26 protein-coding genes are annotated in these 22,388 nt (G+C 64.3%); 12 read left to right on the top strand and 14 right to left on the bottom strand.

Translation table 11 applies throughout. From position 1 onward, the window contains the following. Window positions 1-138 precede the first annotated feature (138 nt). Window positions 139-969 (top strand): sulfite exporter TauE/SafE family protein, encoded by an 831-nt coding sequence (locus ACFO3E_RS02470; RefSeq protein ID WP_380802239.1) that lies wholly within the window; start codon window positions 139-141, stop codon window positions 967-969. Between the two features lie 3 nt (window positions 970-972). On the opposite strand, the gene ACFO3E_RS02465 is transcribed toward ACFO3E_RS02470, so the two are convergent. Further along, window positions 973-2,175: a phospholipase D-like domain-containing protein gene (locus ACFO3E_RS02465; protein ID WP_066526810.1), complete on the bottom strand. Its 1,203-nt coding sequence runs from the start codon at window positions 2,173-2,175 to the stop codon at window positions 973-975. 123 nt (window positions 2,176-2,298) lie between these two features. Between ACFO3E_RS02465 and rpoZ the strand changes: the two genes are divergently transcribed. Next, window positions 2,299-2,643, top strand: a complete 345-nt coding sequence (rpoZ, locus tag ACFO3E_RS02460) for a DNA-directed RNA polymerase subunit omega (RefSeq protein WP_066526813.1) — start codon at window positions 2,299-2,301, stop codon at window positions 2,641-2,643. A 144-nt stretch (window positions 2,644-2,787) separates the two neighbouring features. Here the strand turns inward: rpoZ and ACFO3E_RS02455 are convergent, their stop codons facing one another. Then, window positions 2,788-3,234: a hypothetical protein gene (locus tag ACFO3E_RS02455; protein WP_066526816.1), complete on the bottom strand. Its 447-nt coding sequence runs from the start codon at window positions 3,232-3,234 to the stop codon at window positions 2,788-2,790. Between the two features lie 133 nt (window positions 3,235-3,367). Between ACFO3E_RS02455 and ACFO3E_RS02450 the strand changes: the two genes are divergently transcribed. Then, window positions 3,368-4,039: a spermidine synthase gene (locus ACFO3E_RS02450; RefSeq protein WP_380802237.1), complete on the top strand. Its 672-nt coding sequence runs from the start codon at window positions 3,368-3,370 to the stop codon at window positions 4,037-4,039. A gap of 142 nt (window positions 4,040-4,181) precedes the next feature. On the opposite strand, the gene ung is transcribed toward ACFO3E_RS02450, so the two are convergent. Further along, window positions 4,182-4,877: a uracil-DNA glycosylase gene (gene ung / locus ACFO3E_RS02445; protein WP_380802234.1), complete on the bottom strand. Its 696-nt coding sequence runs from the start codon at window positions 4,875-4,877 to the stop codon at window positions 4,182-4,184. Between the two features lie 87 nt (window positions 4,878-4,964). On the opposite strand from ung, the gene ACFO3E_RS02440 reads away from it, so the two are divergent. Genes ACFO3E_RS02440 through ACFO3E_RS02430 form a run of 3 tightly spaced genes read left to right on the top strand, consistent with a single transcriptional unit; the run spans window position 4,965 to window position 7,481 of the window. Then, entirely contained in the window at window positions 4,965-5,936 is a 972-nt protein-coding gene (locus tag ACFO3E_RS02440; RefSeq protein ID WP_380802232.1) for a serine hydrolase, read from the top strand. 60 nt (window positions 5,937-5,996) lie between these two features. Further along, window positions 5,997-6,362 (top strand): Mpo1-like protein, encoded by a 366-nt coding sequence (locus ACFO3E_RS02435; protein WP_066526826.1) that lies wholly within the window; start codon window positions 5,997-5,999, stop codon window positions 6,360-6,362. Window positions 6,363-6,410: 48 nt separating this feature from the next. Then, window positions 6,411-7,481, top strand: coding sequence for a GNAT family N-acetyltransferase (locus tag ACFO3E_RS02430; protein WP_380802230.1), 1,071 nt, complete (start codon window positions 6,411-6,413; stop codon window positions 7,479-7,481). Here ACFO3E_RS02430 and ACFO3E_RS02425 read toward each other — a convergent pair. Both ACFO3E_RS02425 and ACFO3E_RS02420 read right to left on the bottom strand, forming a co-directional pair. Then, window positions 7,459-8,319 carry a cupin-like domain-containing protein gene (locus ACFO3E_RS02425; protein ID WP_380802227.1) on the bottom strand — a complete coding sequence of 287 codons (861 nt, stop codon included), beginning with the start codon at window positions 8,317-8,319 and terminating at the stop codon, window positions 7,459-7,461. The two genes, ACFO3E_RS02430 and ACFO3E_RS02425, sit on opposite strands and share 23 nt — an antisense overlap. Continuing rightward, window positions 8,316-9,446 carry a GNAT family N-acetyltransferase gene (locus tag ACFO3E_RS02420; protein WP_380802225.1) on the bottom strand — a complete coding sequence of 377 codons (1,131 nt, stop codon included), beginning with the start codon at window positions 9,444-9,446 and terminating at the stop codon, window positions 8,316-8,318. The genes ACFO3E_RS02425 and ACFO3E_RS02420 overlap by 4 nt, the downstream gene beginning before the upstream one ends. Before the next feature lie 191 nt (window positions 9,447-9,637). On the opposite strand from ACFO3E_RS02420, the gene ACFO3E_RS02415 reads away from it, so the two are divergent. Beyond that, a complete protein-coding gene (locus ACFO3E_RS02415; RefSeq protein ID WP_380802222.1) occupies window positions 9,638-10,636 on the top strand; it encodes an NAD-dependent epimerase/dehydratase family protein in 999 nt (332 codons plus the stop codon). Window positions 10,637-10,690: 54 nt separating this feature from the next. Here the strand turns inward: ACFO3E_RS02415 and ACFO3E_RS02410 are convergent, their stop codons facing one another. After that, a complete protein-coding gene (locus ACFO3E_RS02410; RefSeq protein WP_380802219.1) occupies window positions 10,691-11,095 on the bottom strand; it encodes a hypothetical protein in 405 nt (134 codons plus the stop codon). Here ACFO3E_RS02410 and ACFO3E_RS02405 point away from each other — a divergent pair. From ACFO3E_RS02405 to ACFO3E_RS02395, 3 genes are all read left to right on the top strand, one after another. Continuing rightward, window positions 11,088-11,939 (top strand): KpsF/GutQ family sugar-phosphate isomerase, encoded by an 852-nt coding sequence (locus ACFO3E_RS02405; protein WP_380802217.1) that lies wholly within the window; start codon window positions 11,088-11,090, stop codon window positions 11,937-11,939. The genes ACFO3E_RS02410 and ACFO3E_RS02405 overlap by 8 nt on opposite strands. Window positions 11,940-11,947: 8 nt before the next feature. Next, window positions 11,948-12,742 carry a 3-deoxy-manno-octulosonate cytidylyltransferase gene (locus tag ACFO3E_RS02400; protein WP_380802282.1) on the top strand — a complete coding sequence of 265 codons (795 nt, stop codon included), beginning with the start codon at window positions 11,948-11,950 and terminating at the stop codon, window positions 12,740-12,742. Between the two features lie 154 nt (window positions 12,743-12,896). Further along, a complete protein-coding gene (locus ACFO3E_RS02395; protein ID WP_066526842.1) occupies window positions 12,897-13,487 on the top strand; it encodes a histidine phosphatase family protein in 591 nt (196 codons plus the stop codon). 79 nt (window positions 13,488-13,566) lie between these two features. On the opposite strand, the gene ACFO3E_RS02390 is transcribed toward ACFO3E_RS02395, so the two are convergent. From ACFO3E_RS02390 to ACFO3E_RS02375, 4 genes are all read right to left on the bottom strand, one after another. Continuing rightward, window positions 13,567-14,382, bottom strand: coding sequence for a hypothetical protein (locus ACFO3E_RS02390; protein ID WP_380802214.1), 816 nt, complete (start codon window positions 14,380-14,382; stop codon window positions 13,567-13,569). Window positions 14,383-14,519: 137 nt separating this feature from the next. After that, window positions 14,520-15,065 (bottom strand): LptA/OstA family protein, encoded by a 546-nt coding sequence (locus ACFO3E_RS02385; protein WP_380802212.1) that lies wholly within the window; start codon window positions 15,063-15,065, stop codon window positions 14,520-14,522. 2 nt (window positions 15,066-15,067) lie between these two features. Further along, window positions 15,068-15,712, bottom strand: a complete 645-nt coding sequence (locus ACFO3E_RS02380) for an LPS export ABC transporter periplasmic protein LptC (RefSeq protein WP_066526847.1) — start codon at window positions 15,710-15,712, stop codon at window positions 15,068-15,070. A 19-nt stretch (window positions 15,713-15,731) separates the two neighbouring features. Then, window positions 15,732-16,349: a ribonuclease D gene (locus tag ACFO3E_RS02375; protein ID WP_066526849.1), complete on the bottom strand. Its 618-nt coding sequence runs from the start codon at window positions 16,347-16,349 to the stop codon at window positions 15,732-15,734. A 237-nt stretch (window positions 16,350-16,586) separates the two neighbouring features. Between ACFO3E_RS02375 and ACFO3E_RS02370 the strand changes: the two genes are divergently transcribed. Together ACFO3E_RS02370 and ACFO3E_RS02365 are read left to right on the top strand one after the other, a co-directional pair. Further along, window positions 16,587-17,402 (top strand): cold-shock protein, encoded by an 816-nt coding sequence (locus ACFO3E_RS02370; RefSeq protein WP_066526852.1) that lies wholly within the window; start codon window positions 16,587-16,589, stop codon window positions 17,400-17,402. A 354-nt stretch (window positions 17,403-17,756) separates the two neighbouring features. Then, on the top strand, window positions 17,757-18,245 hold the full coding sequence (locus ACFO3E_RS02365; protein WP_380802209.1) for a LysR substrate-binding domain-containing protein: 489 nt from the start codon (window positions 17,757-17,759) through the stop codon (window positions 18,243-18,245). Between the two features lie 56 nt (window positions 18,246-18,301). Here ACFO3E_RS02365 and ACFO3E_RS02360 read toward each other — a convergent pair whose 3' ends face one another. The 4 genes from ACFO3E_RS02360 to ACFO3E_RS02345 form a co-directional block, all read right to left on the bottom strand. After that, a complete protein-coding gene (locus ACFO3E_RS02360; protein ID WP_380802206.1) occupies window positions 18,302-19,618 on the bottom strand; it encodes a cell wall hydrolase in 1,317 nt (438 codons plus the stop codon). 18 nt (window positions 19,619-19,636) lie between these two features. Next, entirely contained in the window at window positions 19,637-20,566 is a 930-nt protein-coding gene (gene cysK / locus ACFO3E_RS02355) for a cysteine synthase A (protein WP_380802203.1), read from the bottom strand. After that, window positions 20,563-21,867 (bottom strand): MFS transporter, encoded by a 1,305-nt coding sequence (locus ACFO3E_RS02350; RefSeq protein ID WP_380802200.1) that lies wholly within the window; start codon window positions 21,865-21,867, stop codon window positions 20,563-20,565. The genes cysK and ACFO3E_RS02350 overlap by 4 nt, the downstream gene beginning before the upstream one ends. A 106-nt stretch (window positions 21,868-21,973) precedes the next feature. Then, window positions 21,974-22,378, bottom strand: a complete 405-nt coding sequence (locus ACFO3E_RS02345; protein WP_380802197.1) for a hypothetical protein — start codon at window positions 22,376-22,378, stop codon at window positions 21,974-21,976. Between the last annotated feature and the right edge of the window lie 10 nt (window positions 22,379-22,388).

Raw genomic sequence — 22,388 nt, 5'->3', positions numbered from 1 at the left:
CGGGGGCAGTCTGGTTCCCTGCCCCCAACCAAGCACATCCGACGAAGAGAGGCCCGGGTACCCCGACATGGTCCAACATATTTGCATAGCCGCCTTGCCGCCGCGCTCTGTCCTGCATCGCAACAGGGGGGGGCGCTGATGCCCGGCGACCTCATCAACTGGTTCGTGCCGCTCGCCGCCATGCTGGGTGCGGGGCTTTTCGCGGGTTTCGCGGCTGGCATCTTCGGCATCGGGGGCGGCTTCGTCGTGGTGCCGGCGCTGTTCGTGGTGCTGCCCTTGCTGGGCGGCACGCATGAAGCGGTCGCCCATGTCGCCATCGGCACGTCGGCCGCCACGATCATCGTCACGTCGATCCGTTCCTTGCTCGCTCATGCCAAGCGCGGCGCGGTGGAGTTCGAAGTGCTGAGGGCGTGGGCGCCGTGGATCATATTGGGTGACGGGGTAGGGGTGTTGCTGGCGGGGCATGTGGATGGCCGCGTGCTGACGATTATCTTCGCGTCGGGCGTATTCCTCATGTCCTTGAACTTCCTGCTGCCCAAAGTCGGCGGCAAGGTGATCAGCGACGAAATGCCCTCCGGCATCGCCCGCGTCGGCATCGCCGGGGGGCTGGGCACTTTCTCCGCGCTGCTCGGCATCGGCGGCGGCACGATCGCCATCATGGTGATGACCCTGTGCGGCCGTTCCATTCATCGCGCCATCGCCACCGCGTCGGGCATCGGTACGCTGATCGCCATTCCCAGCGCCATCGGTTTCGCGCTGATCGGGCTCAAGGAAACGGGCCTGCCCTGGGGGTCGCTCGGCTTCGTCAACATGCCTGCGACGCTGGCGATCGCCTCCATGTCGATCCTCACCGCGCCGCTCGGCGTCGCCGCCGCGCACAGCCTGCCCGCCAATCTGCTGAAGCGGATATTCGGCATCTATCTCGTGATCATCGCCGGCATCATGTTCCGCAACGCGATCCACATGTGAACGTCAATCCGCGTCAGGATTGCGGAAATTCAGGCGGCGCGTGACAGTATAATCCAGCACGCCGACCAGGAAATAGCTGATCCACTGCTTGATCAGCGTCAGCACGCCGCGCTGGGCCTTGTAGCTTTCGAGCGTCACTTGCCGGCTCTCGCCCGCGCGGCGGCTGATGAAGTCCCGCGCTTCCTGCGCCAAAGCCTTGTCCTCGATCCGCAGCATGATCTCCAGGTTCAGGAACAGACTGCGCATGTCGAAATTGGCTGACCCGATGAAGACCGCATCGTCGATGACGATCAGCTTCATATGTAGCTTGCAGGTCTGATATTCCCAAATCTCCACCCCACGCCGGAGCAGCGGGCCGTAGAGCAGCCGCGCTGCGGCAACGGTCGCGCCATTGTCGGATCGCGATGGCAGGATCAGCCTTGCCCCCTGCCGCTTTGCCGCGCGCGCGATGCGCTTCAGCATGCCGCGGCCGGGCGAGAAATAAGCCGCCACCATGTCCACGCGGCTGGCCTTTTCGAGATCATGCTTCACCACCTGCGCCCAGGGGCTCAGTCGCCGGGTCGGCCCGCCGATCAGCCAGCGCATCGGATCGGCTGGATCGTGATGCAGGGAAGGATGCCAGTGCCGCACCATCCGCCGCAGCGTGCGGAAACGCTGCCGCTTGGTGGAGACCCATCGCCACAGTTGCCCGAACCAGGTGCTCATCGCCCCCACCTGCGGTCCTTCGAGGATCAGCCCCAGGTCCACCCAGGCGTCATCCTCCGGCAATCCGAAATAGGCATCCTCGACATTGAAGCCGCCCAGCAGCAGCCGCCGGTCGTCGGCGATGGTCATCTTCTGATGGTTGCGGATCAGGTAGCGCGTCGATCGGCGCGCGCCGAAACGCCCGAAATGACCGCCCGCCTTGAGCAGCGGATCGAAGAAGGCCGCTGGTGTATCCGCCGATCCGAAAGCGTCGATCATCAGTGTCACCGCGACGCCGCGCCCGCGCGCCGCCACCAGCCGGTCGAGCACCATGCGCCCGCTCTCATCATCGGCGAAGATATAATAATAGAGCTTCAGACTGTCCGTGGCGCCGTCAATCAGCCCGATCAGGGCCTCGCGCAGTGCCGGGCCATTTTCGATCACTCTCAGCCGATTGGCCCCGATGGACAGGCTGATCCCGGCCTCTTCACGCTTCGCTGTGGACTGCCGGTGGGTCGCCATATCCCGTTCATGCCCCCAATTGTCGCGCCGCGCCACGGCTTTATGGGCTTTTCATTGACTCTCGGGGACGCCGCTGTTAGGCGCGGGCCTCACGATTTTCATTCCTTTGTCAGGAGCGCCCGTTTGGCCCGCGTTACCGTCGAAGATTGCGTCGACAAGGTTACCAATCGCTTTGATCTCGTCCTTCTTGCGGCGCAGCGCGCCCGTGAGATTTCTGGCGGGGCCGAACTGACGCTGGACCGCGACCGCGATAAAAACCCCGTCGTCGCCCTGCGCGAGATCGCTGAAGAAACGGTCCTCCCGGCGGATCTCCATGATTCGCTCGTCGGTTCGCTGCAGAAGGTGCAGATCGACGATGACGACACGCCGGACGAAATCGGTTCGATCGCCCAGTCGGCGGAGGCCCTGCGCCTGACCGCCGCCGCCCCGCCGCGCAACCAGAATGTCGGCGGCGACTACGACGGCTGATCACTAACATCGGTTTGGAGAGGGAATGGGGCTCGGCCTGCGCAAGCAGGACCGGGCCTCGATCCGTTTTGGGGCGCCATGAAGAGGACGCCCACTGCTTCTTCACACCGGATCATGAGCGCCGCTACAACGCGGATTGCTCCGTTAATTGCCCAAACAAAAATCCCGCAAGGCGCGCGCATCATGCAGCGCATTGTGCGGAATCCGGCTGTTCGCCGCCGCACTGAAGCCCGCCGCGTTTACCAGCTGCAACTGCAGCCCGTTCATATCCACCATCTGTCCCGGTCCCGTCACCAGCAGCGCGCAGAAATGCGCCAGATCCTCCGGCCAATCCGCCACGATGACAGGATCGGGATCGCCCGCCAGATAGTCGGCGAGGTGATGCGCCGCCTCGACCCGGCTTAGCTCCATGTCGATCCCCGGCGGAACATGGCGCAGATAGGGGATCACATTGCGCTGGACCCAGCCATGCGGCTCCTCCGCCAGCGGCAGCGACACGTAAAATTCATCGTCGCCAAATTCCGGCACCAGCGCGACGCTGATCAGCGCGCCCGCAAATCCGTTGAATTCGGTGTCGAGGAAATAACGCATCGGGAAAATGACTGCCTGGCTGGTCGGGGGAAGGGCTGGCCCGCGAGATAGGGGCCTATACTCACTTGCGCCAGAAAATTTGCGTGCGCCCCGGCAAGCTGCCATGCGCCTGTGACCAAGGAAGGACCTCATAGTGACGCCGCGCGAACTCATCGACACCGCCCCTGTGCCGGGCGGGCAGGAATTGAAGCTCTACCGCCGCGGGGCCGATCACATGATCGTCCTCGACCGCAATGAACTGATGAGCAGCCGCATGAGCGGATCGGAAAAGGCGCTCGCCGTCATGACGTTGGAGCGCCTCAAGGGGCGCAAGGACCCGCATCTGCTGATCGGCGGCTATGGCATGGGCTTCACGCTGCGCGCCGCCTTGGCCGAACTGAGGCAGGGCGGCCGCGTCACGCTCGTTGAGCTGGTGCCCAAGATCATCGCCTGGGCGCGCGGGCCAATGGTGGACCTTGCCGCAGGCTGTCTCGACGATCCTCGCGTACGGCTGATCGAAGGCGATGTGGTGGCCGAAATCGCCTCGGCGCGCGGCAGCTACGACGCGATCCTGCTCGACGTCGATAACGGCCCGGACGGCCTGACCGCCCCCGCCAACGACCGGCTCTATTCGGCCGGTGGCCTCGCCATCGCGAAGGCCGCGCTGAAGCCCGGCGGCATCCTCGCCATTTGGTCCGCCGCCCCGGACGCCGCCTTCACCCGCCGCCTGCGCGATGCCGGTTTCCTGGTCGATGAAGTAGCGGTCAAGGCGCGCGACAATGGCAAGGGCCCCCGCCATGTCATCTGGTTCGCGCAAAAACGCTGACCGGCCTCCGTTCGAAGCGAACGAACTTGATCACCTAATCTCGTCACCCCGGACTTGATCCGGGGTCCCGCTTCCTTACGCTATCCAATTTTGAAATAGCGCGACCCCGGCTCAAGCCCGAGGTGACGGAGCTAAAGGCCGCTCACCCCACCTCACATTCCGGCAAAGCCCAATCCACCGCCCCGCGCCCTTTCGCTTCCAGAAAGGCGTTGGCCTTCGAAAAATGCCGGCACCCCAAAAAGCCGTTATGCGCAGACAGCGGCGAAGGATGCGCCGCCTTCAGCACCAGATGCCGCGTCTCATCGACAAATGCCGCCTTGCGCTGGGCATAGGCACCCCACAGCAGGAACACGACCGGCTCCGCCTGGCTGTTGACCAGCCGGATGATCGCATCGGTAAACTCTTCCCAGCCCCGCTTCTGATGCGATGCCGCCCGGCCCATCTCCACCGTCAGCACGCTGTTCAGCAGCAGAACCCCCTGCTGCGCCCAATGCTCCAGAAATCCATGGCGCGGCGGCGTGAGCCCCAGGTCGCTCTTCAATTCCTTGTAGATATTGACCAGCGACGGGGGCGTCCGCACCCCCGGCTGCACGCTGAAGCACAGACCGTGCGCCTGCCCCTCGCCATGATAGGGGTCCTGCCCCAATATCACGACCTTTACCTTGTCGAGCGGCGTCAGGTCGAGCGCGCGGAAATATTCGCTGCCCTTGGGGAAGATGCGTTTTCCCGACGCTTTCTCCTCCGCCAGAAACTGCTTGAGCGCCTGCATGTAGGGGCGGTCGAATTCCTCGCGCAGCGGCGCGCGCCAGCTTTCGTCTAGCTTGATCATTGCGGTCATGCCGGGCGTGATGACGCTGTCGGCGCAACCCTGTCAACCCGCGCAAACAGCCTTGCTCCGGCCGCACGAATCGGGGAAAGAAGGTTCATGCCGCGTTTTTCTTTCACTGCCACCTTTCTGGCGGGCCTTGGCCTGTTTCTGGCGCCCCTGCCTACGGCCGATGCTTTCGGTCCCAAGCCCAATATGGTGCAGCAGACCGCGCAGTCGCGGCTGCTTGGCGAATTTGCCCGCTTTGCGACGCTGAGCGACGGCACGGTCGGCATCGCGGTACGCGACCTGAACAACGGGGAGACGCTTCAGCTCAACGGCGATACGCTCTTTCCCATGGCCAGCACCTATAAGGTCGCGGTGGCGGGCAAGATTTTGTCGCTCGCCGATGCGGGCACGCTGCGCTTCGATGAAAAACTCGCGCGCCTGGGCACGCCGCTGACCGTCACGATGCTGCTCGACCTCATGCTGACGCGCAGCGATAATGAAGCGACCGATGCGCTGGTCGCACGCGCGGGCGGTCCGCAGGCCGTCAATGGCTGGCTCCAGTCGATCGGCATTCGCGGCCAACGGGTGGACAGCAACACGGCCCAGCTTCTCGCCCGCGCCAAGCTCGGCGGCGGGTCCGCGGGCGATGAAGCGGAAAGCACGCTGTCCTCACGCCTGCGGGACGCGCGCGACATGCCCAACATCGCCTTCGCTGCGGACCCGCGCGATACCTCGACGCCCCGCGCGATGAACGACCTTCTCTCCGCCATCCAGCACGGCAAGGCGCTGAAGGGCGCCAGCACCGCGATGCTGCTCGGCATCATGTCCCGCTGCAAGACCGGCAAGGCGCGTCTGGTCGGCATGCTCCCGCCCGGAACCCCCGTCGCGCACAAGACCGGGACGCTCAACGGCCTTGGTAATGACACGGGGATCATCACGCTGCCGGACGGGCGGATGATCGCCATTTCGGTGTTCGTCATGAAGGATCATCGTGGTCACGCCGCCCGCGACCGCATCATGGCGGAAGTGGCGCGCGCCGCTTACGACTATTTCCTCTTCGCTCCCGATTTGCGCACGGCCTGACGCATCCCCCTTACCTCGGACCGAGCCCAGCCCTAGCTCTGTCGACCCGGAGGGGAGATGATGAGCGATATTGCGGCGTTCAGCGAATTCTGGCCCTATTATCTGCAGGAACATGCCCGTCCTGCTACGCGGGCGCTGCATTATGCCGGGACCAGCATGGTTATCCTGTTGCTGGCGGCGCTCCCCCTGACCGGCCGTTGGTGGATCATTCCCGCCCTGCCGTTCGCCGGCTATGGTTTCGCCTGGATCGGCCATGGTTTGATCGAACGGAACCGGCCCGCCACCTTCCGTCATCCGTTCTGGTCGCTTCGCGCGGACTTTCGCATGTGGTTCCGTTTTCTCACCGGCCGCATGGGCCGCGAATTGGCTCGGGCGGGGGTGCGGCGCGATGGATCGGTCGATCCGCAGATGCGGCGGCATCTCTGACGCGCCCATGACTTGACCGCTTCGGCGGCTCTGTCACAAGAGGCGGCGATGGCTCTAACCGCCCACTTTTCCTGCTTGCCCGATACAGCTGAATTGGCGCCGCGCTGGCAGGCGCTGGAGGGGGCGTCCGATGCGTCCTTTTTCCTGGGATGGACCTGGACTGGCAGCTGGCTGGAAAGCTACGGCGTTCGACCCGATCTCCTGACGGTCACGGATGGAGAAGGGAAAGACGTCGCCCTCGCCCTTATCGGGCACGCGATGCAGCCCCGCCTGCTTGGCCGCTGCGCGACGCTTTCGCTCAACCAGTCGGGCGACCCCGCCGCTGATCGTCCCTATGTCGAATATAATGGCCTGCTCACCGCGACCGGCAGGGAAGGGCGAGCGGCCCAGGCTTTCCACGCCGCACTCCTCCGCCGCGCGGACTGGCGCGCCTTGCGCCTCAGCGGCATCGCGCCGGATTCGCCCTTGCTCAGCCTGCCGCTGCGCCGCGCCACCCGCCTGGACCGCTCGCCCGTCTATCAGGTTGACCTCGACGCCGTGCGGGCTGCGGCGGGCGATTATCTCTCACTGCTCAGCGCCAACACCCGCAGCCAGATCCGGCGCGCGATCAAGGACCATGGCGGCATGCCCAACATCGCCGCCGCTCAAAGCGCTCCGGAGGCGGAAAGCTGGCTGGAGGACATGCGCGTCCTCAACGAAGGCCGCCACGCCGACAATGCCTGGGCCGACCCCGCCTTCCGCCGCTTCGTCGCCATCCTCGTAGAACGCGGCCGGGTGACTGGAGAAGTCGAATTGCTTCGCTTCACCGATGATGGCGGCACAGTCGGGCTGCTCGTCAATTTCATCCATCGCGGCCAGGCGATGAACTATCAATCCGCCTTCGCCGCTCCGCGCACGCCCAAGGACAAGCCGGGCCTGCTCTGCCACGCCGCAGCTGTCGCGCATTATGCTGATCGTGACCTCGGGCTCTACTCCCTGCTGGCAGGCAAGGACCGTTACAAACAAAGCCTCGCCACCCGCGAGGAAGCGCTGGAATGGTGGCAGATCGAACGCTTTTCACCCCGGCTCGAGGCCGAAGCGCTGCTCCGCCGCTTGGCTAAACGCCCAGCTTCCGCATGACGCGATAGGCCAGCCGCCGGACGCCCTGCCGCTCCGGCCGCGCGCCGATCCGCCCAGTCGGCAATCCCCGCCGCCGCATCAGCGCATTCAGGCCATGTAGTTCACTTTCCGCGACGCTCCGCTCCGAACGCCATGTCACAGACAGGCTGACCGACACCCCCGTGCCGTTCTCCACAAAATGCGGCGCTTTGACCGGCACATGGATCGCATCGCCCGGCAGCAGCTTAACCGCCATCCCCCGCCCGTGGAAATTCTCCCGCCACACAAGGTTCCGGTGCCCGCCCGCGTGAAACGCCTCGCTCTGCAGCGCAGGCACCAATTCCTCGTCCCCCGCCGGAAAGACGGTCATCACCTTCTCGCCCCGGATCTGCAGCAGGATATTATGCTCCGGGTCCATGTGGAACGGCGTCACGCTACCCGGCGAGGACAGGAAGATGAACGCCTCCCGGTTCAGCATCGCCCCCGTCCGCGCCTCGACCAGCGGCGCCAGTTCGGCAAGCGCCGCGTTCAGCAGCGCGCCATAGGCCGCGTCCCGCTCGACATTCTTCAGCACCGCCCAGCTGCCATTGGTCTCGATCGTCCGGATCGTCTCGCCCAGGCTCAGCCCGTTGGATGGCGTATCCTCCGGCCGCACGCCCAGCGGCAGCTTGCCCAGATTATATTCGACGGACGCGGCGGGCATCCGCTCCGCCAAGCCGGCGAGCGCCTCGATCGACAGCAGCGGATGCCCCGCCAGCCCGTGCGACAGCTTCGCCGCCTCATCGGGATAAACGGCCGCGAACACGCCCCGCGCCTCGTCGGGAAAAATCTGCGCCGCGATCGGCGAATGGGCAGTCATGACAATCCTTTCACGCGGCTGGCGATCGCCTCCGCCCCATTGGCAAGCGCAAAGGCCGCCGCGCGCCCTACGCGCTGAAAACCCCGCCCGCGCAGCGCGATGCGATATTGCACGATCGTCCGCCGCTCCGCCCACAGGCTGTCGATCATCGGATGATCCGTTGCCGCGCAGCTGTCCATCCACGCGATCCCCGGATCGCCCTGCACCGCATGCAGGTTCGCCAGCTCGATCAGCACGCCCGGCGAAAAGCGCCCCAATTCCTCGTCAAAGGCGATCTTGAAGGAAAAAGCGCCCTCGCCATGCCGGAAATTGGCCAGCATCGCGATCGCACGCCCATCCAGATCGATGCGCAGGAAATGCAGCCGCCCCGCATCGAAAGCAGCCGCGCATGCCGCCCGGAAAAAGGCCGCGTCATTGGCTGAGCAGGCAAGTGCCGTCCCCTCGCGTCCCTTCCAGCCCGACGCCTCCAGCGCCAGGAAATCGGCGCACCAATGCGGCAGCTCCGCCCGGTCTGCCAGCAGCCGCTGCTCCACCGTCCCCAGCTCTGCCAGCCGCTTCTGCAAGCGCCTGATCTCCTTGCGCTTCTTTGCGCGCACATGCGTTTCCCAATAGCTCTCCGCATCCAGCGCAGAGCGCAGCATCGCCCGGTCATAACGGTGTACCTCGCGCCGCCCGCGCCGCTGCTCGACGCATAGCGCCTCCAGCGCCGCGGCATTGGCGCCCGCCGCATCCAGCCCCTGCAGATAGAGAAAGCCCGCCGCCCAATGCGCCGCGTCCAACTGCGCCAGCAATCCGCGCCAGGCCGCCACTTCCTGCCCCCGCCGGATCAGCGGCGCTCCGAAGAAACAATGGTCGTGTATCCAATTGCCCACGCAGGCGACCGGCAGCCGCCCATGACGGGGCGTCACCATCACCGGCAACAGCCCGATCAGTTCGCCTCCCGCCTGCGCTTCCACTAACCGCACGCCCGGCGCGCCCGCCAGATGATCGAGCGCGGCGCACAGCATGTCGGGTGCATAAAAGGCGTTGGCTTCCGCCGCTTGCGCCGCCAGGTCCGTCCAGCGCGCGCGCTGCGCCGGACCATAGGCGCGGTTGCCGCTGGCCAGGGGGTGGGATGCCATGTCCATGACACAGCGCATAAGCATCAATGATTAGGGAAAGGCTAAACTGACTCATTTGGGTCAGCCGCCCGCCTCTTTGGGGGAAAGCTCTTTACATCACGCCCCGGATTGTCTGTTTACAGGATGGCTAAGATCCCACCGCTGAAAGAGATTCCCATGGCGACCGACCCGATCCTGTCACGTGCGGCGGTGGCTGCATGACCATTCTCGTCACCGGCGCCGCAGGCTTCATTGGCATGGCCGTCGCCGACCAGCTTCTCTCGGCAGGGCGAGCGGTGATCGGCATCGATAATATGAATGATTATTATCCGGTGTCGCTGAAGCGCGACCGGATCGCCGCGTTGCAGCAACGCCATGGCAAGCTCTTCACCTTCGCGGAGCTGGATTTCGCGGACATGGATGCGCTCAATGCCGCGCTTGCGGGTCATGCGGTGGAGGCGATCATCCATTTGGGCGCGCAGGCGGGCGTCCGCTATTCGCTGATCAACCCGCATGCCTATGTCCGCTCCAATCTCGCGGGCCATGTCAACATGCTGGAACTGGCGCGGGAACGGCGGGTGCGGCACTTGGTCTATGCTTCTTCCTCGTCCGTCTATGGCGGCAATGACGTGCTGCCTTTCCGGGTCGAGGATCGCGCCGATCATCCCGTGTCGCTCTACGCGGCCACCAAGCGCGCCGATGAATTGATGAGCGAAACCTATGCCCATCTTTTCCGCATCCCCATGACGGGCCTGCGCTTCTTCACCGTCTATGGGCCTTGGGGCCGTCCAGACATGGCGATGTGGATCTTCACGAAGAAGATCCTCGCAGGGGATCCCATTCCCGTATTCAACCATGGCCGGATGCAGCGCGACTTCACCTATATCGACGATATCGTCAGCGGGGTGATCGGGTGCCTCGATCATGCGCCCGCCGACGACGGGGCGCCCAAGGCTGGCGGCAGCCGATCGCCGCATCGGCTCTACAATATCGGCAACAATCGGCCCGAAGAGTTGATGCACCTGATTTCCGTGCTGGAACAAGCGATTGGCCGCAAGGCGGAGATTGATTTCCAGCCGATGCAGCCGGGCGACGTTCCGGCCACATTTGCCGACATCAGCGCGATCGCTCACGATATCGGCTTTGCGCCCGCGACCGGCATAGACGTCGGCGTGCCGTGCTTCGTGTCCTGGTATCGCGACTATCACGCAGACTGATCGCGACGGGAAAACCGCGCCACTACGCGCGCGCGCCTTAAAAGTTCCGCTTATCTACAAAAGAGCAATGATTTGCATCCGATGTGGCAATAAAGGCGCGCTATTTTCGTTCGCGTTAGCAAAAGGAATTGCCATTCCGCTCTCAAACGGCCTATTTCTTTCGGCGGGGTCGGCTTGCAGCCGAAAATGGGTCGCGAAATGAGGTAAGGGCAGTGTGCCAATCATGGCCACTGCCGCCATGATTGAGTCAGCGCGGGACAACCCGGCGGCGCTACATGGAAAAAAGGGCGAACACGTGTCGACAGTATCGAAAATCGTGCCTTTTGGTTCAGGCAGCCGGATTGTGGAAACGGCCTGCAGAACCTTATCAGTCGCGTCCCATGGGTTGAATGCTCTCGAAGCCAAATTCTCGGATCGCGATTTCGCTGCCATCTTCTTGCGTATGGTCGGGATGATCATGAATGTGCGGGGCCGCCTGATCGTCACCGGCATGGGCAAAAGCGGCATCGTCGCGCGCAAGATGACGGCGACGCTGACATCGACGGGTACGCCCGCCCTCTTCATGCACCCGGCTGATGCGGGGCATGGCGACCTTGGCATGGTGACGCCGGACGACATCGTGCTGATGCTGTCCCATTCGGGCGAGTCCAACGAACTTGGCCCCATCATCCAATATTGCAAACGCTTCGGCATCCCGCTGCTCGGCCTGACCGCGCGGGGGGAAAGTACGGTGGCCAGCGCCTCGGACGTTTGCGTCCTGCTGCCCGCTGTTCGCGAAGCTTGCCCCAATGAACTGGCGCCGACCACATCGACCACGGTGCAGATGGCCTTTGGCGACGCGCTCGCCATTGCGCTCATGGAAATGCGCGGTTTTTCGGCCGACGATTTCCACAAATTCCATCCTAACGGCCGCCTCGGCGCGCAACTTTTGAAGGTCCACGACCTGATGGCGGCGGGCGAGGCCGTGCCGCGCGTGCGCGAAGATGCCTCGCTGCTCGACGCCACCATCGAAATGACGCGTGGGCGGCTCGGCGGTACGGCGGTAATCAACCAGAATGGGGAACTCATCGGGGCCTTCACCGATGGCGACTTGCGCCGCACCGTCACCGGCACCCAGCAACTGACTGAGGCGGTGGGCCGGTTCATGACCGTGCCGCCGCTCTCCGTCGGCCCCGACGAACTGGCGTCCGAAGCGATCCGCCTCATGCATCTGCACAACATCACCCTGCTCTTCGTCTGCGAAGGCGGCCGTCTGGTTGGGGCGGTCCACATGCATGACTTGCTTCACGCCGGGGTCGCCTGAACAGCATCATCGTCATCCCGGCGCGCGCGGGTTCATCCCGTTTGCCGCGCAAGCCGCTGCGCCTGATCGCCGGGCGCACATTGCTGCACCGGACCATCGCCATGGCTCGCGCGGCGATCGGCGGGCTGCCTGACACGGAACTGGTCGTTGCGACCGATGACCAGGAAATCGCCGATCACGCTCGCGCCGCCGGGTGCGACGCCGCCATGACCGCCAGCGCAGTCGCAACGGGTTCGGGTCGGGCGCTTGCCGCTGCACTGCAACGTCCCACACCGCCGCGCTTCGTCGTCAACCTCCAGGGGGATTCCCCCTTTCAGCCGCAGGGCGCGCTGCGCGCCGTCCTCGCCGCGCTTCAATCAGGGGCAGAGGTCGCCACCCCCGTCATTGCGCTCGACTGGTACGCCCTCGACGCGCTCCGCGATCATAAGCGCCGATCGCCCTTCAGCGGCACGACCTGCGCCCGCGCACCCGATGGCCGCGCCCTCTGGTTCTCGAAAACGATCATCCCCGCCATCCGCAACGAAGACGCCCTGCGCGCCAGCCGGCCCTTATCGCCCGTTTGGCGTCATGTCGGCCTTTATGGCTTCACACTCGACGCCCTCAAACGGTTCGAAGAAACCCCGCCGACCGCGCTCGAAAATCTCGAAGGGCTCGAACAGCTGCGCCTGATCGAACTTGGCATCCCCATCACCACCGTCGCCATTGATCCGCCCCTGTTCGACAGTAGCGGCATCGACACGCAAGCCGATATCGAGCGCGTCGAAGCCCTGATCGCGACCCACGGCGATCCCACGCCGATCTGACGACGCCTTCACCCTCCGTTCGTTTCGAGCGAAGTCGAGAAGCGATATAACCGTCAGCCCTCTGCCCGCTCGCCCTGAGCCTGTCGGAGGGCTCCACTTCTTCTCAATGGAGCTGCCCATTCCTCTCCACCGCACAAAGCCCTAAACCAACCCCATGCGCCGCATCTTCATCATCCGCCACGGAAACACCTTCGAAAGCAGCGCCACCGCCTGCCGCATCGGCGCGGGCACGGACCTGCTGCTCGTCGAAAGCGGCCGCGCTCAGGCCGACCGCCTCGGCCAATGGTTCGCCGCCCAGAAGCTGACGGCCGCCCATCTCCACAGCAGCCCGCTCCAACGCGCCACCGAAACCGCCGCGCGGATCGGCGCGGCCATAGGGCATGCCCCGGACGGCACGCTCCCCTGGCTCAATGAAATCGACCATGGCCCAGACGAAGGCCGCCCGGAATCGGACGTCATCGCCCGCATCGGCGAACAGGCGCTTACCGATTGGGACGAGCGCGGCATCGCGCCCGATGGCTGGACCGTAAATGCGGAGGCCCGTGTCGCCGCCTGGCAAGACTGGTTCGCGCGGGGAGGGGAGGGTGCGGACCTCCTCGTCACCAGCAACGGCGCAGCGCGCTTCGCCCTGCTCGCGCTCGGCTTGTCTCCTGCATCCCTCAAACTGCGCACTGGCGCCTTTGGCGAGCTTGCGATCGGGGAAGACGGAATAGTTACTCTCCAAGCTTGGGATCAACGCCCTTAAGCAAGGATGCGGAAAGGAGGCGGCGCTGATCTTTCGTTCGCTGTCCTGCCTCGCTTCCGTCCTCTCGGCATGCCTCTTCTCACCCAACAGGCGCTGCACTCGCGGTCACCGGCTGCATCACCGCTGGCTTGGCCTCCGGAACCGCTGGGGCAGGTTTATCCGCCGCCGGAGCCGCCGGTTGGGCCTTCAGGCTCGCCGCCGCATTCTGCAAAGCCACGGCCGCGGCCTCCAGAGCCGCCGCCGCCGAAACCGGCTCCTCAGTCTTGGCAGCCGCCACCGCTGCCGGAGCCGAATCCGTCGCCGTGATCGCCTCATGCGGGGCAGCCGTTTCCGCCACGACCTCGGCCGCCGCCGGAGTGGCCGTTGTTACCTGGGTAACCGTCGGAGTCGCCTCCGCCACCACAGGCGCCGCTACAGCCTCGCAAACCTCATCGATGCCCAGCTGACTTTCGGAGAAGTTGGTCGCCAATTGCGGCAATTCCCCGTCCTGCGCCGCGGCGGCCAGGGTCAACAGCGTGTCCGTCATGTCGCAATAGCTCTTCGCCTGCACCAACCCGGAATGACTATTGCCCAGCCGAGTGTTGAAGGCTTCATAGGCGCGCTGCCCGTCGCTGATGCCGTTCACCCGCATGAAGTGCGTCTTGAGCGCATTATTATAGCTGCTCAGCAGCCCGCTCTTCTTCGCGGTAAATGCCTCATATTTATCTATAATATCCTTGTTCGCCGCCTTGCAGCGCAGCGCGCCCAGCATCAGCATGATATGCAGGTCCCGGACCTTGGCGGCTTCGACTTCATAGGACTGCCAGCACTGCCCCGCTTCCGAGGCGGCTGCCTGGACTGAAGAGAGCGCAACGATACAACAGGCGGCACCCGCCGCCATCCGCAACCGTGACATGATGGACCTCGCAGAATCGAGAGACGACCCCGCTGATTCCTACTCTATCACTTTGCCCTAAAAACGCCATGATTCGTCTGTTGACAGTGGCATTTTTGCCGCAGCAAAACCATCAACTCACCGCGCTCGCAACGACCTTAGTTCTTCCGCTGCGGCACCGTGAACGTGCCCGACACGCGCCCGCCCGAACCGCCGCTCACGCCTGGAGCCCCGCCGCCCGAAGCCCGCCCATCCACCGTCGATCGCCCGCTGGTCAGATCGATCACCAGCCGCCCGCCGGTCAGCCGGTTGGCTCCCTGCGTCAGCGTCACATTGCCCAGCATCGTAATGAGGCGGCTGTTAAGGTCGTAGATCGCCACATTGCCGCGCGCCGTCTCATTCCCCTTAGTCACGACGACATTGCCCGACGCGTCGATCCGGTCGACCTCCACCCCGCTGCCGCCTGCGCCATTGCGATAGGCCACCGTCATGCGCGCGGCGTTGAGCTTCATGCCCGCCTGCGTCACTTCGACATTGCCCGACACCACCACGCGATCGGCGCGGTCCTGCACCTCGATCCGGTCGGCGGTGAAATTGACAGGTGCGTTGCTGTCGTGATTTTTCAGCACCTGCGCCCCAGCGCCAGCATAGAGCAGAGCCGCGCCCAGCGCGCCGGTCGATAGCAGGATCCGCGATCTCTTCATCACTATCGCCCTTTGATGCCATTTTGTTCGATGCGCAAGCTTGCCCTGCCGTTCAGAGTCACCGTCCGCGCGCCCAGGTCCGCTTCCAGATGGTCGCCGCTGAAGGTGCCGATCGGGATGCGCCCATCGACCCGCCCGGCGCTGCGCATCCGTCGGGTTTTAAGGTCGATGCCCACATCGCGCGTCGTCAGCCTGTATCCACCCGCCGCCTCGAACTGCACCGGCCCATCCACCGCCACCCGTTCGCTGTCCATGTCATAGCGGCCCTTGCGCGCATTCAGCACCGCCGGCCCTTCGCTCAGCAATATCCGCGCGGACATGTCATTCAGATCGACGATCGGCTCGCGCGAGCTTTTCTGCACCGCGCTGCCCGCGCGCAGGGAAAAGGGCTGCCCCTTGCCGTCCTCGCCGCGATAGAGCGCCTCGGTCACGCGCATGCGCTCCTTCGCCACTTCGACCTTGTTCTTGTCGAGCACGAAGCTCACCTTGTCCCCTCCGGTGAAGGGCGCCGTCACCAGCAGCGCCGCCAGCACGCCCACCGCCATCGGCAGCCAGTTTTTCAGCCGCGCGACCAGCCTGTCATGGCTGCCGCCCGGCCGCGCCCAATGACGCCTGACGTGACGTTGCTGTTCGGCCTGAATGGACATGGAAAAGCGCTGCAGCTCCTCACATATGCGCGAAGATGTCGATCTCCGGCCAACCCGCCAGGTCCAACTCGGCCCGGTGAGGGAGGAAATCGAAGCAAGCCTGCGCCAGTTCCATCCGGCCTTCGCGCACCAGCCTCTTGTCCAGCTCGGCCTTCAGCGCATGCAGATACCGCACGTCCGACGCCGCATAATCCTTCTGCGCGTCGGACAGGATGGGCGCGCCCCAGTCGCTCGACTGCTGCTGCTTGCTAATCTCCTGCCCCAGCATTTCGCGCACCAGCTCTTTCAGGCCGTGGCGGTCGGTATAGGTGCGGATCAGGCGCGACGCGATCTTGGTGCAATAGACGGGCGCCGCCACCACGCCCAGATAATGCCGGATCGCGGCAATGTCGAACCGCCCGAAATGATAGAGCTTCAGCCGCCCCGGATCGGCCAGCACGGCGCGCAGGTTCGGCGCGGCATAGTCGCTGCCCGGCATGAAGCGCACCAGATGCTCGTCGCCCTTGCCGTCGCTGATCTGCACGACGCACAGCCGGTCGCGCGGGGTGATCAGGCCCATGGTTTCGGTATCGACGGCGACGGGGCCGGGGGCCAGGACGCCTTCGGGCAGGTCCTCTTCATGAAAATATACGCTCATCGCACCCCTCTATGGCGAAAGTGGCTGTAACTCAATCGACGCTTTTGGACGTGCCGAAAAGCCTCACCGTGTCCCATTCTCGGAAATGTGGCGGCAATCGGGCTAAAATCATTCGCTCTGCCCTGAAAAGTTGATATAGTGATTCCCAAACCGCATGTGTTGCGGTGGATTCTGCATGTCTTCGCCCGGCATGTTTATCCGTTATCGTATGGGCGAAGCGAAAGTGACCAACAGGGCATGAGTTTTGATAGAGGTCGCCGCGGCGGGCGCGGCAAGGACAAGCGCGACAGTTTCGGCGACGACAATTTTTACGGCGGCGATCGCGGTGGTTTCGGTGGTGGTTTCGATCGCGGCGGTTTCGGCGGTGATCGTGGCGGTTTCGGCGGTGGTGATCGCGGCGGCTTCGGCGGCGGTGGCGGCGGCGGCTTCCGCAGCGGCGGTGGCGGCTTCGGCGGCGGCGGCGGTGGTGGTTTCGGCGGCGGCCGTGGTGGCGGCGGCATGCCAGCCCAGGTCGTTGGCGAAGGCACCGGTGTAGTCAAATTCTTCAACGGTCAGAAGGGCTTCGGCTTCATCGTCCGTGACGATGGCGCGGAAGACGTGTTCGTCCACATCAGCGCTGTCGAGCAGGCGGGCCTGACCGGCCTGGCCGAAGGTCAGCAGCTCGGCTTCACTCTGGTGGATCGTGGCGGCAAGATTTCGGCGACCGACCTCAAGATCGAAGGCGAGCCGCTTCCTGTTCAGGAACGCGCACCCCGCGAACCCCGAGCAGGCGGCTTCGGCGGTGATCGCGGCGGCTTCGGCGGCGCGGAACGTGGCCCGCAGCGCCAGCTGACCGGTGAACGCGCCAGCGGCACCGTGAAGTTCTTCAACGCCATGAAGGGCTTCGGCTTCATCCAGCGCGACGACGGCCAACCCGACGCGTTCGTCCACATCAGCGCTGTGGAGCGTGCAGGCATGTCCGCCCTCAACGAAGGCGACCGCCTGGACTTCGAACTGGAAGTCGATCGCCGCGGCAAATATGCCGCCGTGAACCTTCAGTCGAAGGCCGACTAAAAGCACACCCGACCGCTTTCGCGGAGAGGATAGAAGGGGTCGCCTGCCCGGCGGCCCCTTTTTTGTTGTATAGAATATCGGCGGTTGAAGGGGGATGTTGAATAAGGAGCGAGTTGCTCGATCAACCGGGATTAGGCTATCGGAATTGGCCGTTTTGATGCAGCAAGCGGGGTGAAAGCTGAGCCTCTAAAGTAAAGCAGACCTGTTTACCCACGCGACCTTTACGGCTCGTACGCGGGCCAAAACTATGATGCCACTCGGCCGCACGCGTCTTGCCCCGCTGGTCTGCCATTATGGCCTGCTCGATCCCGACGTCGCGGTGCATCTGGAAACGTCGAGCAGACCCCCAACATCGTGGAGAGCGGCCACGACATCGCCATCTATTTCGATCCGCCGCCGGACTCGTCGCTCAAGATGAAGTGGCTGACGGACAATCCGCGCATGCTTTGCGCCTCGCCCGCCTATCTGCAGCGCCGTGGATCGCTGTCCAGCGTCAGCGACCTTGCCGTCCATGACAATGTCGTCGCCGGGCCGGTGCAGCAGGAAATCTGGCGCTCCATTGCGGGGAAGGGAGCCGCGCCCCGCGTCACGCTCAGCACTAATGATGGCGAATTGGCGCGGGCCTGGGTACTGGACGGTGCGGGCATCGTGATCAAATCCTCTTGGGAAGTCGCCGACGATATCCCCACCGGACGGCTGCAGCCGGTGCTGCCCGGTCTCAGCCTCCCCGCCTCCACCATCGCCGCCGTCTATCTCCCAGCGCAGGGGGAGACCGCCAAGGTCCGCTCTTGCCTCGACTTCCTGGCCCGCCATCTGAAGGACCCAAAGACCGCGCTCTTGTGAAAAATAGGAAAAGTTGGATTCCAATTTCCGCCCAGAATCCCGTTTTTCTCGCTATTTCATTCACTATTTCCAGTCACCGGCGCCGTCGGTACGATCTTCACCGTCTCGAGCCGCTCTTTCCGCCGCACTCCGGTCAACGGCGGCGGAACATTGACCTGCTCCACCGGCACCCGCTGCCGCATACATTCCGCCTTGTTCTCCCGCGGATTCTGCTGACAATTCCAAAGCGCCCGCTGCAATCCGGTCCCGGCATTGTGGATATAAGCGAAGCTCATGCTTTCCATCTGATCGCCAGACAGCGGGAATCCGGCAGGCGCGCTCCCCGCTCGCCATGCCATGATCCGGCATTCCGGCCGCCCCGCGCAGAATGTCTGCGCCATCATCGGCCAGCTCTCTGGCGCCGCCGCCTTGCTCAGTTCGACGAGAAAGCTCTTCGCCCCAGGTGCAATCGCGATCAACCGGACCCCGCCCATGATCCGCCCCAGGGATTCCTCGCCGATCGCCTCCTGGGGTTTGGCCGTCAAAGCCGCCAACGCATCGCCGTTCTCCGGCAGCAATATAGCCGGAAGGCCACCAATGCCCTGTTGATGCGCGATCGAGAGACGGGCGATCCGGGGGATCATCGGCTCGATACTTTCGCGGGCCAGGCGGAAGGCGGGCGGCGTTCCCCACCATCCTCGCCAGCGGAAGAAGAGGTGTGTCCCCACCGCCGCGATCTTGTCCAGGCTCCCGCTCCAATAGGGCACCACCCAGTCGGTATGATAATGGGTGGCATAACCCACCGGCTTGAACACCTTTCCGGCCAGCGCCGCCCTGGCGATCTCCCGCGCCCGGTCCCAGGTCGCCTGCCCCGGCGTCCTCGCGAGTGCGCCATCGCAGGTGAAGGTGAACTGGCAGCCCGTCGATCGCTCTTGCCCCTGGAAGACGACGCCGCACACCGTCTTAGGGAAAGCCGGATGCCTCACACGGTTCAGCACCACTTGCGCAACCGCCCGTTCCCCGACCGCGTCGTCGCCCGCTTCATAAAGCTGCGCCGCGGCCAGGCAGTCAGTGGCCCGCGCCAGATCGGCCTCCGACCCTGCAAAGACAAAAGGCCGGGCCGCCGGGTTAGGCAGTCGCGAAAAGGGCACCGCTTCGTTGAATGCCCGCGCCTGATTACTATCGAGCGCATAAAGTTCTACCGGCTGCACAACCGGCGCAGCCGTCGTCGGCCGCTTCAGCCGCGCCTGCTGCACCAGCGCCGCTCGCGCAGCGTCGGCGGCAGGCGCGCGCGCTTCCCATCTCGCCACCAGCGCAGGCAGACCAGCGAACAGCAGGAACCATATCAGCCACATCGCGCGATGCGGCTGGTTGCTGATGGAAGCGTTGGTCATGCCTGTTCCGGCGCGAAGCTATTCGGGCAGGAAGTCGGGAACCGACAGATAGCGTTCGCCAGTGTCATAATTGAACCCTAGAACGCGGCTGCCCGCTGGAAGCTCCTTCAGCTTCTGCGCGATCGCGGCCAGCGTCGCGCCCGACGAGATGCCCACCAGCATACCCTCCTCCCGCGCGGCGCGCCGCGCATATTCCTTGGCATCGGCCGGATCGACCTGGATCACGCCATCGAGCAATTGCGTGTGCAGGTTAGCCGGGATGAAGCCCGCGCCAATTCCCTGGATGGGATGCGGACCCGGCTGGCCACCGCTGATGACCGGGGAGAGGGTGGGTTCGACCGCATAGACCTTCAGGTTTGGCCATAGCTTCTTCAGCACTTCGGCAACCCCCGTGATGTGGCCGCCCGTGCCCACGCCGGTGATCAGCACGTCGATGGGGCTGTCGGCAAAGTCCGTCGCAATCTCCTGCGCCGTCGTGCGGACATGCACATCGATATTGGCGGCATTTTCGAACTGCTGCGGCATCCATGAGCCCGGCGTCTGCTCGATCAACTCCAGCGCCCGTTCGATTGCGCCCTTCATGCCTTTCTCACGGGGGGTGAGGTCGAAGCTTGCGCCATAGGCCAGCATGAGCCGCCGGCGCTCGAGCGACATGCTTTCCGGCATGACCAGGATCAGTTTGTAGCCCTTGACCGCCGCCACCATGGCCAAACCGACGCCGGTGTTGCCCGATGTCGGTTCAATGATGGTCCCGCCGGGTTTCAGCTCGCCGGAGGCTTCGGCCGCCTCGATCATTGCCAGCGCGATACGGTCTTTAATCGATCCGCCGGGGTTGGAACGTTCCGACTTGATCCAGACCTCGGAGCCCGCAGGCGCGTCGGCGAACAGGCGGCTCACCCGGATATGCGGCGTGTTGCCGATGGTTTCGAGAATGTTGGCAGCTTTCATAGGGCCTTCTCCTGGCTGATGTCCGCCTCCCTTAGGTCGGGTGGGTCAAAGGTGCGTGCAAGGCGCAGCTCGGGAAAAAGCCGTGCCCATATGAGGGTAATGACAATCGCGCCGATTCCGCCACCGATTACCGCAGCGACAGGGCCAACGAGAGCGGCGAGGAACCCTGATTCCGCCTCCCCCAACTCGTTCGACGCTGAAATGGTGAGTTGCGACAGGCTCGACACCCGGCCGCGCATGGCATCGGGCGTATGAAGCTGGATTAGGGATTGCCGTACATAAACTGACACCATGTCCGCCGCCCCGAGCAGCAACAGCGCGGCGATACCGATCTCAACGGCAATATTCCGGGGCATGAATGCGGTGGCGCCGAAGAGAATGGTAGCGAGCCCGAAGACTATGACTGCCGCCAGCATCTTAAGACCCACCTCCGATTTCATCGGGCGGAAGGAGAAGAACAGCGCGACAATTCCAGCACCCACTGCGGGCGAAGCGGCAAGATGCCCCAAACCTGTGGACCCGACCTTTAATATATCCCGGGCGTAGACCGGCAGCAGCGCCGTTGCCCCTGCCAGCAGTACCGCAAACAGATCGAGCGTAATGGTGGACAGCACCAGGCGGTTGGAACGGACATAGGTCAGGCCATCGACCATCTGGCGAACGGGATGGCGGCTCGTGTCGCGTGGCGGTTGCGGCACCGCGCCGATCAGCAGCATCCCGCCCAGCGCTACGGCGAACAGCGCCGACGCCATGGCATAAGCGCCCCAGGGGGTCATCGCATAAACATATCCGCCCAAGGCTGGACCGATGATCATTCCTGCCTGCCATGCAACGCTCGACATGGCGATGGCATGCGGCAGCACGTCGCGCGGCACCAGGTTTGGCGCGAGGGCGCTATAGGCGGGTCCGTTGAACGCGCGTGCGATGCCCACGATGGCGGCGATGCCGAAGATCAGCGGAAGGCTGACCCACCCTTCATAGGTTGCGAACGCAAGAAGTGCCGACGCCGTCATCAGCATCGCCAGCGTCAGCCGCGCAATCATGCGCCGGTCGAAATGATCCGCGATCCAGCCTGTGACGGGGGTAAGGAAAAAGAGGGGTACAAACTGCGCCAGCCCAATCAGGCCCAGCTGCGCGGCGGCACCGGATGTGCTCATGCTTTCCCGGGCGACGTTATAGGCCTGCCATCCGAGGACCGTCATCATCCCATATTGCGCCAGCACCCCGGCTAGCCGCCCCAGAAGATAGGCCCGGAAATCGCCGAAGCTCAGCGGATGACGGGGATGGGCAGGGGCCTTCATGTGAATTCCTTAGCGCCTGCACCACGATACGCAACTATGCGGGTAGAGAATAAGGACGGCAGTTTTTGCAACCGCACAACCGCTGCTTTGTGCTCCCTTCCATCGCTCAGCGGTCTGGATCGAGCAGGATGCCGCTCACCGACCCGTTCCGTACCGAGCAGACGAAAGGCACCCAGCGTTGATCGTCAAAGGGGCCGACTTCGCCTTCGACTTCCCAGCCGGTGGACATGGAGCGGGCGGTAATTCTTCCCCGGATGTTCGAGCCGCGTCCGACTTCTTCGCGGGCCTTGGCCGCGCACGCGCTCCGCGCTGCAGCAGCGGTGCGGATGGGGCCGTATCCGGGCGAGGCATAGGGTTGCCGATTCGCATCACGTTCCGCCTGTTGGTCGCGCACGATATCGCTGGCAATAGCAGCGTCGGCGGCGCGGTGAAGGTCGCGATAGTCCTGCGCATGCCCTGGCAGGGCAAGCGCCAGGGTCGTGACGCAGACGGCGAATCTTGCGCTAGACATTCTCTTCCTC

Origin of the sequence: Sphingobium tyrosinilyticum (assembly GCF_042654265.1) — a bacterium.
Taxonomy (GTDB): domain Bacteria; phylum Pseudomonadota; class Alphaproteobacteria; order Sphingomonadales; family Sphingomonadaceae; genus Sphingobium; species Sphingobium tyrosinilyticum.
The sequence above is the reverse complement of the archived record's forward strand: the minus strand, read 5'-3'. Positions and strand labels throughout refer to the sequence as shown.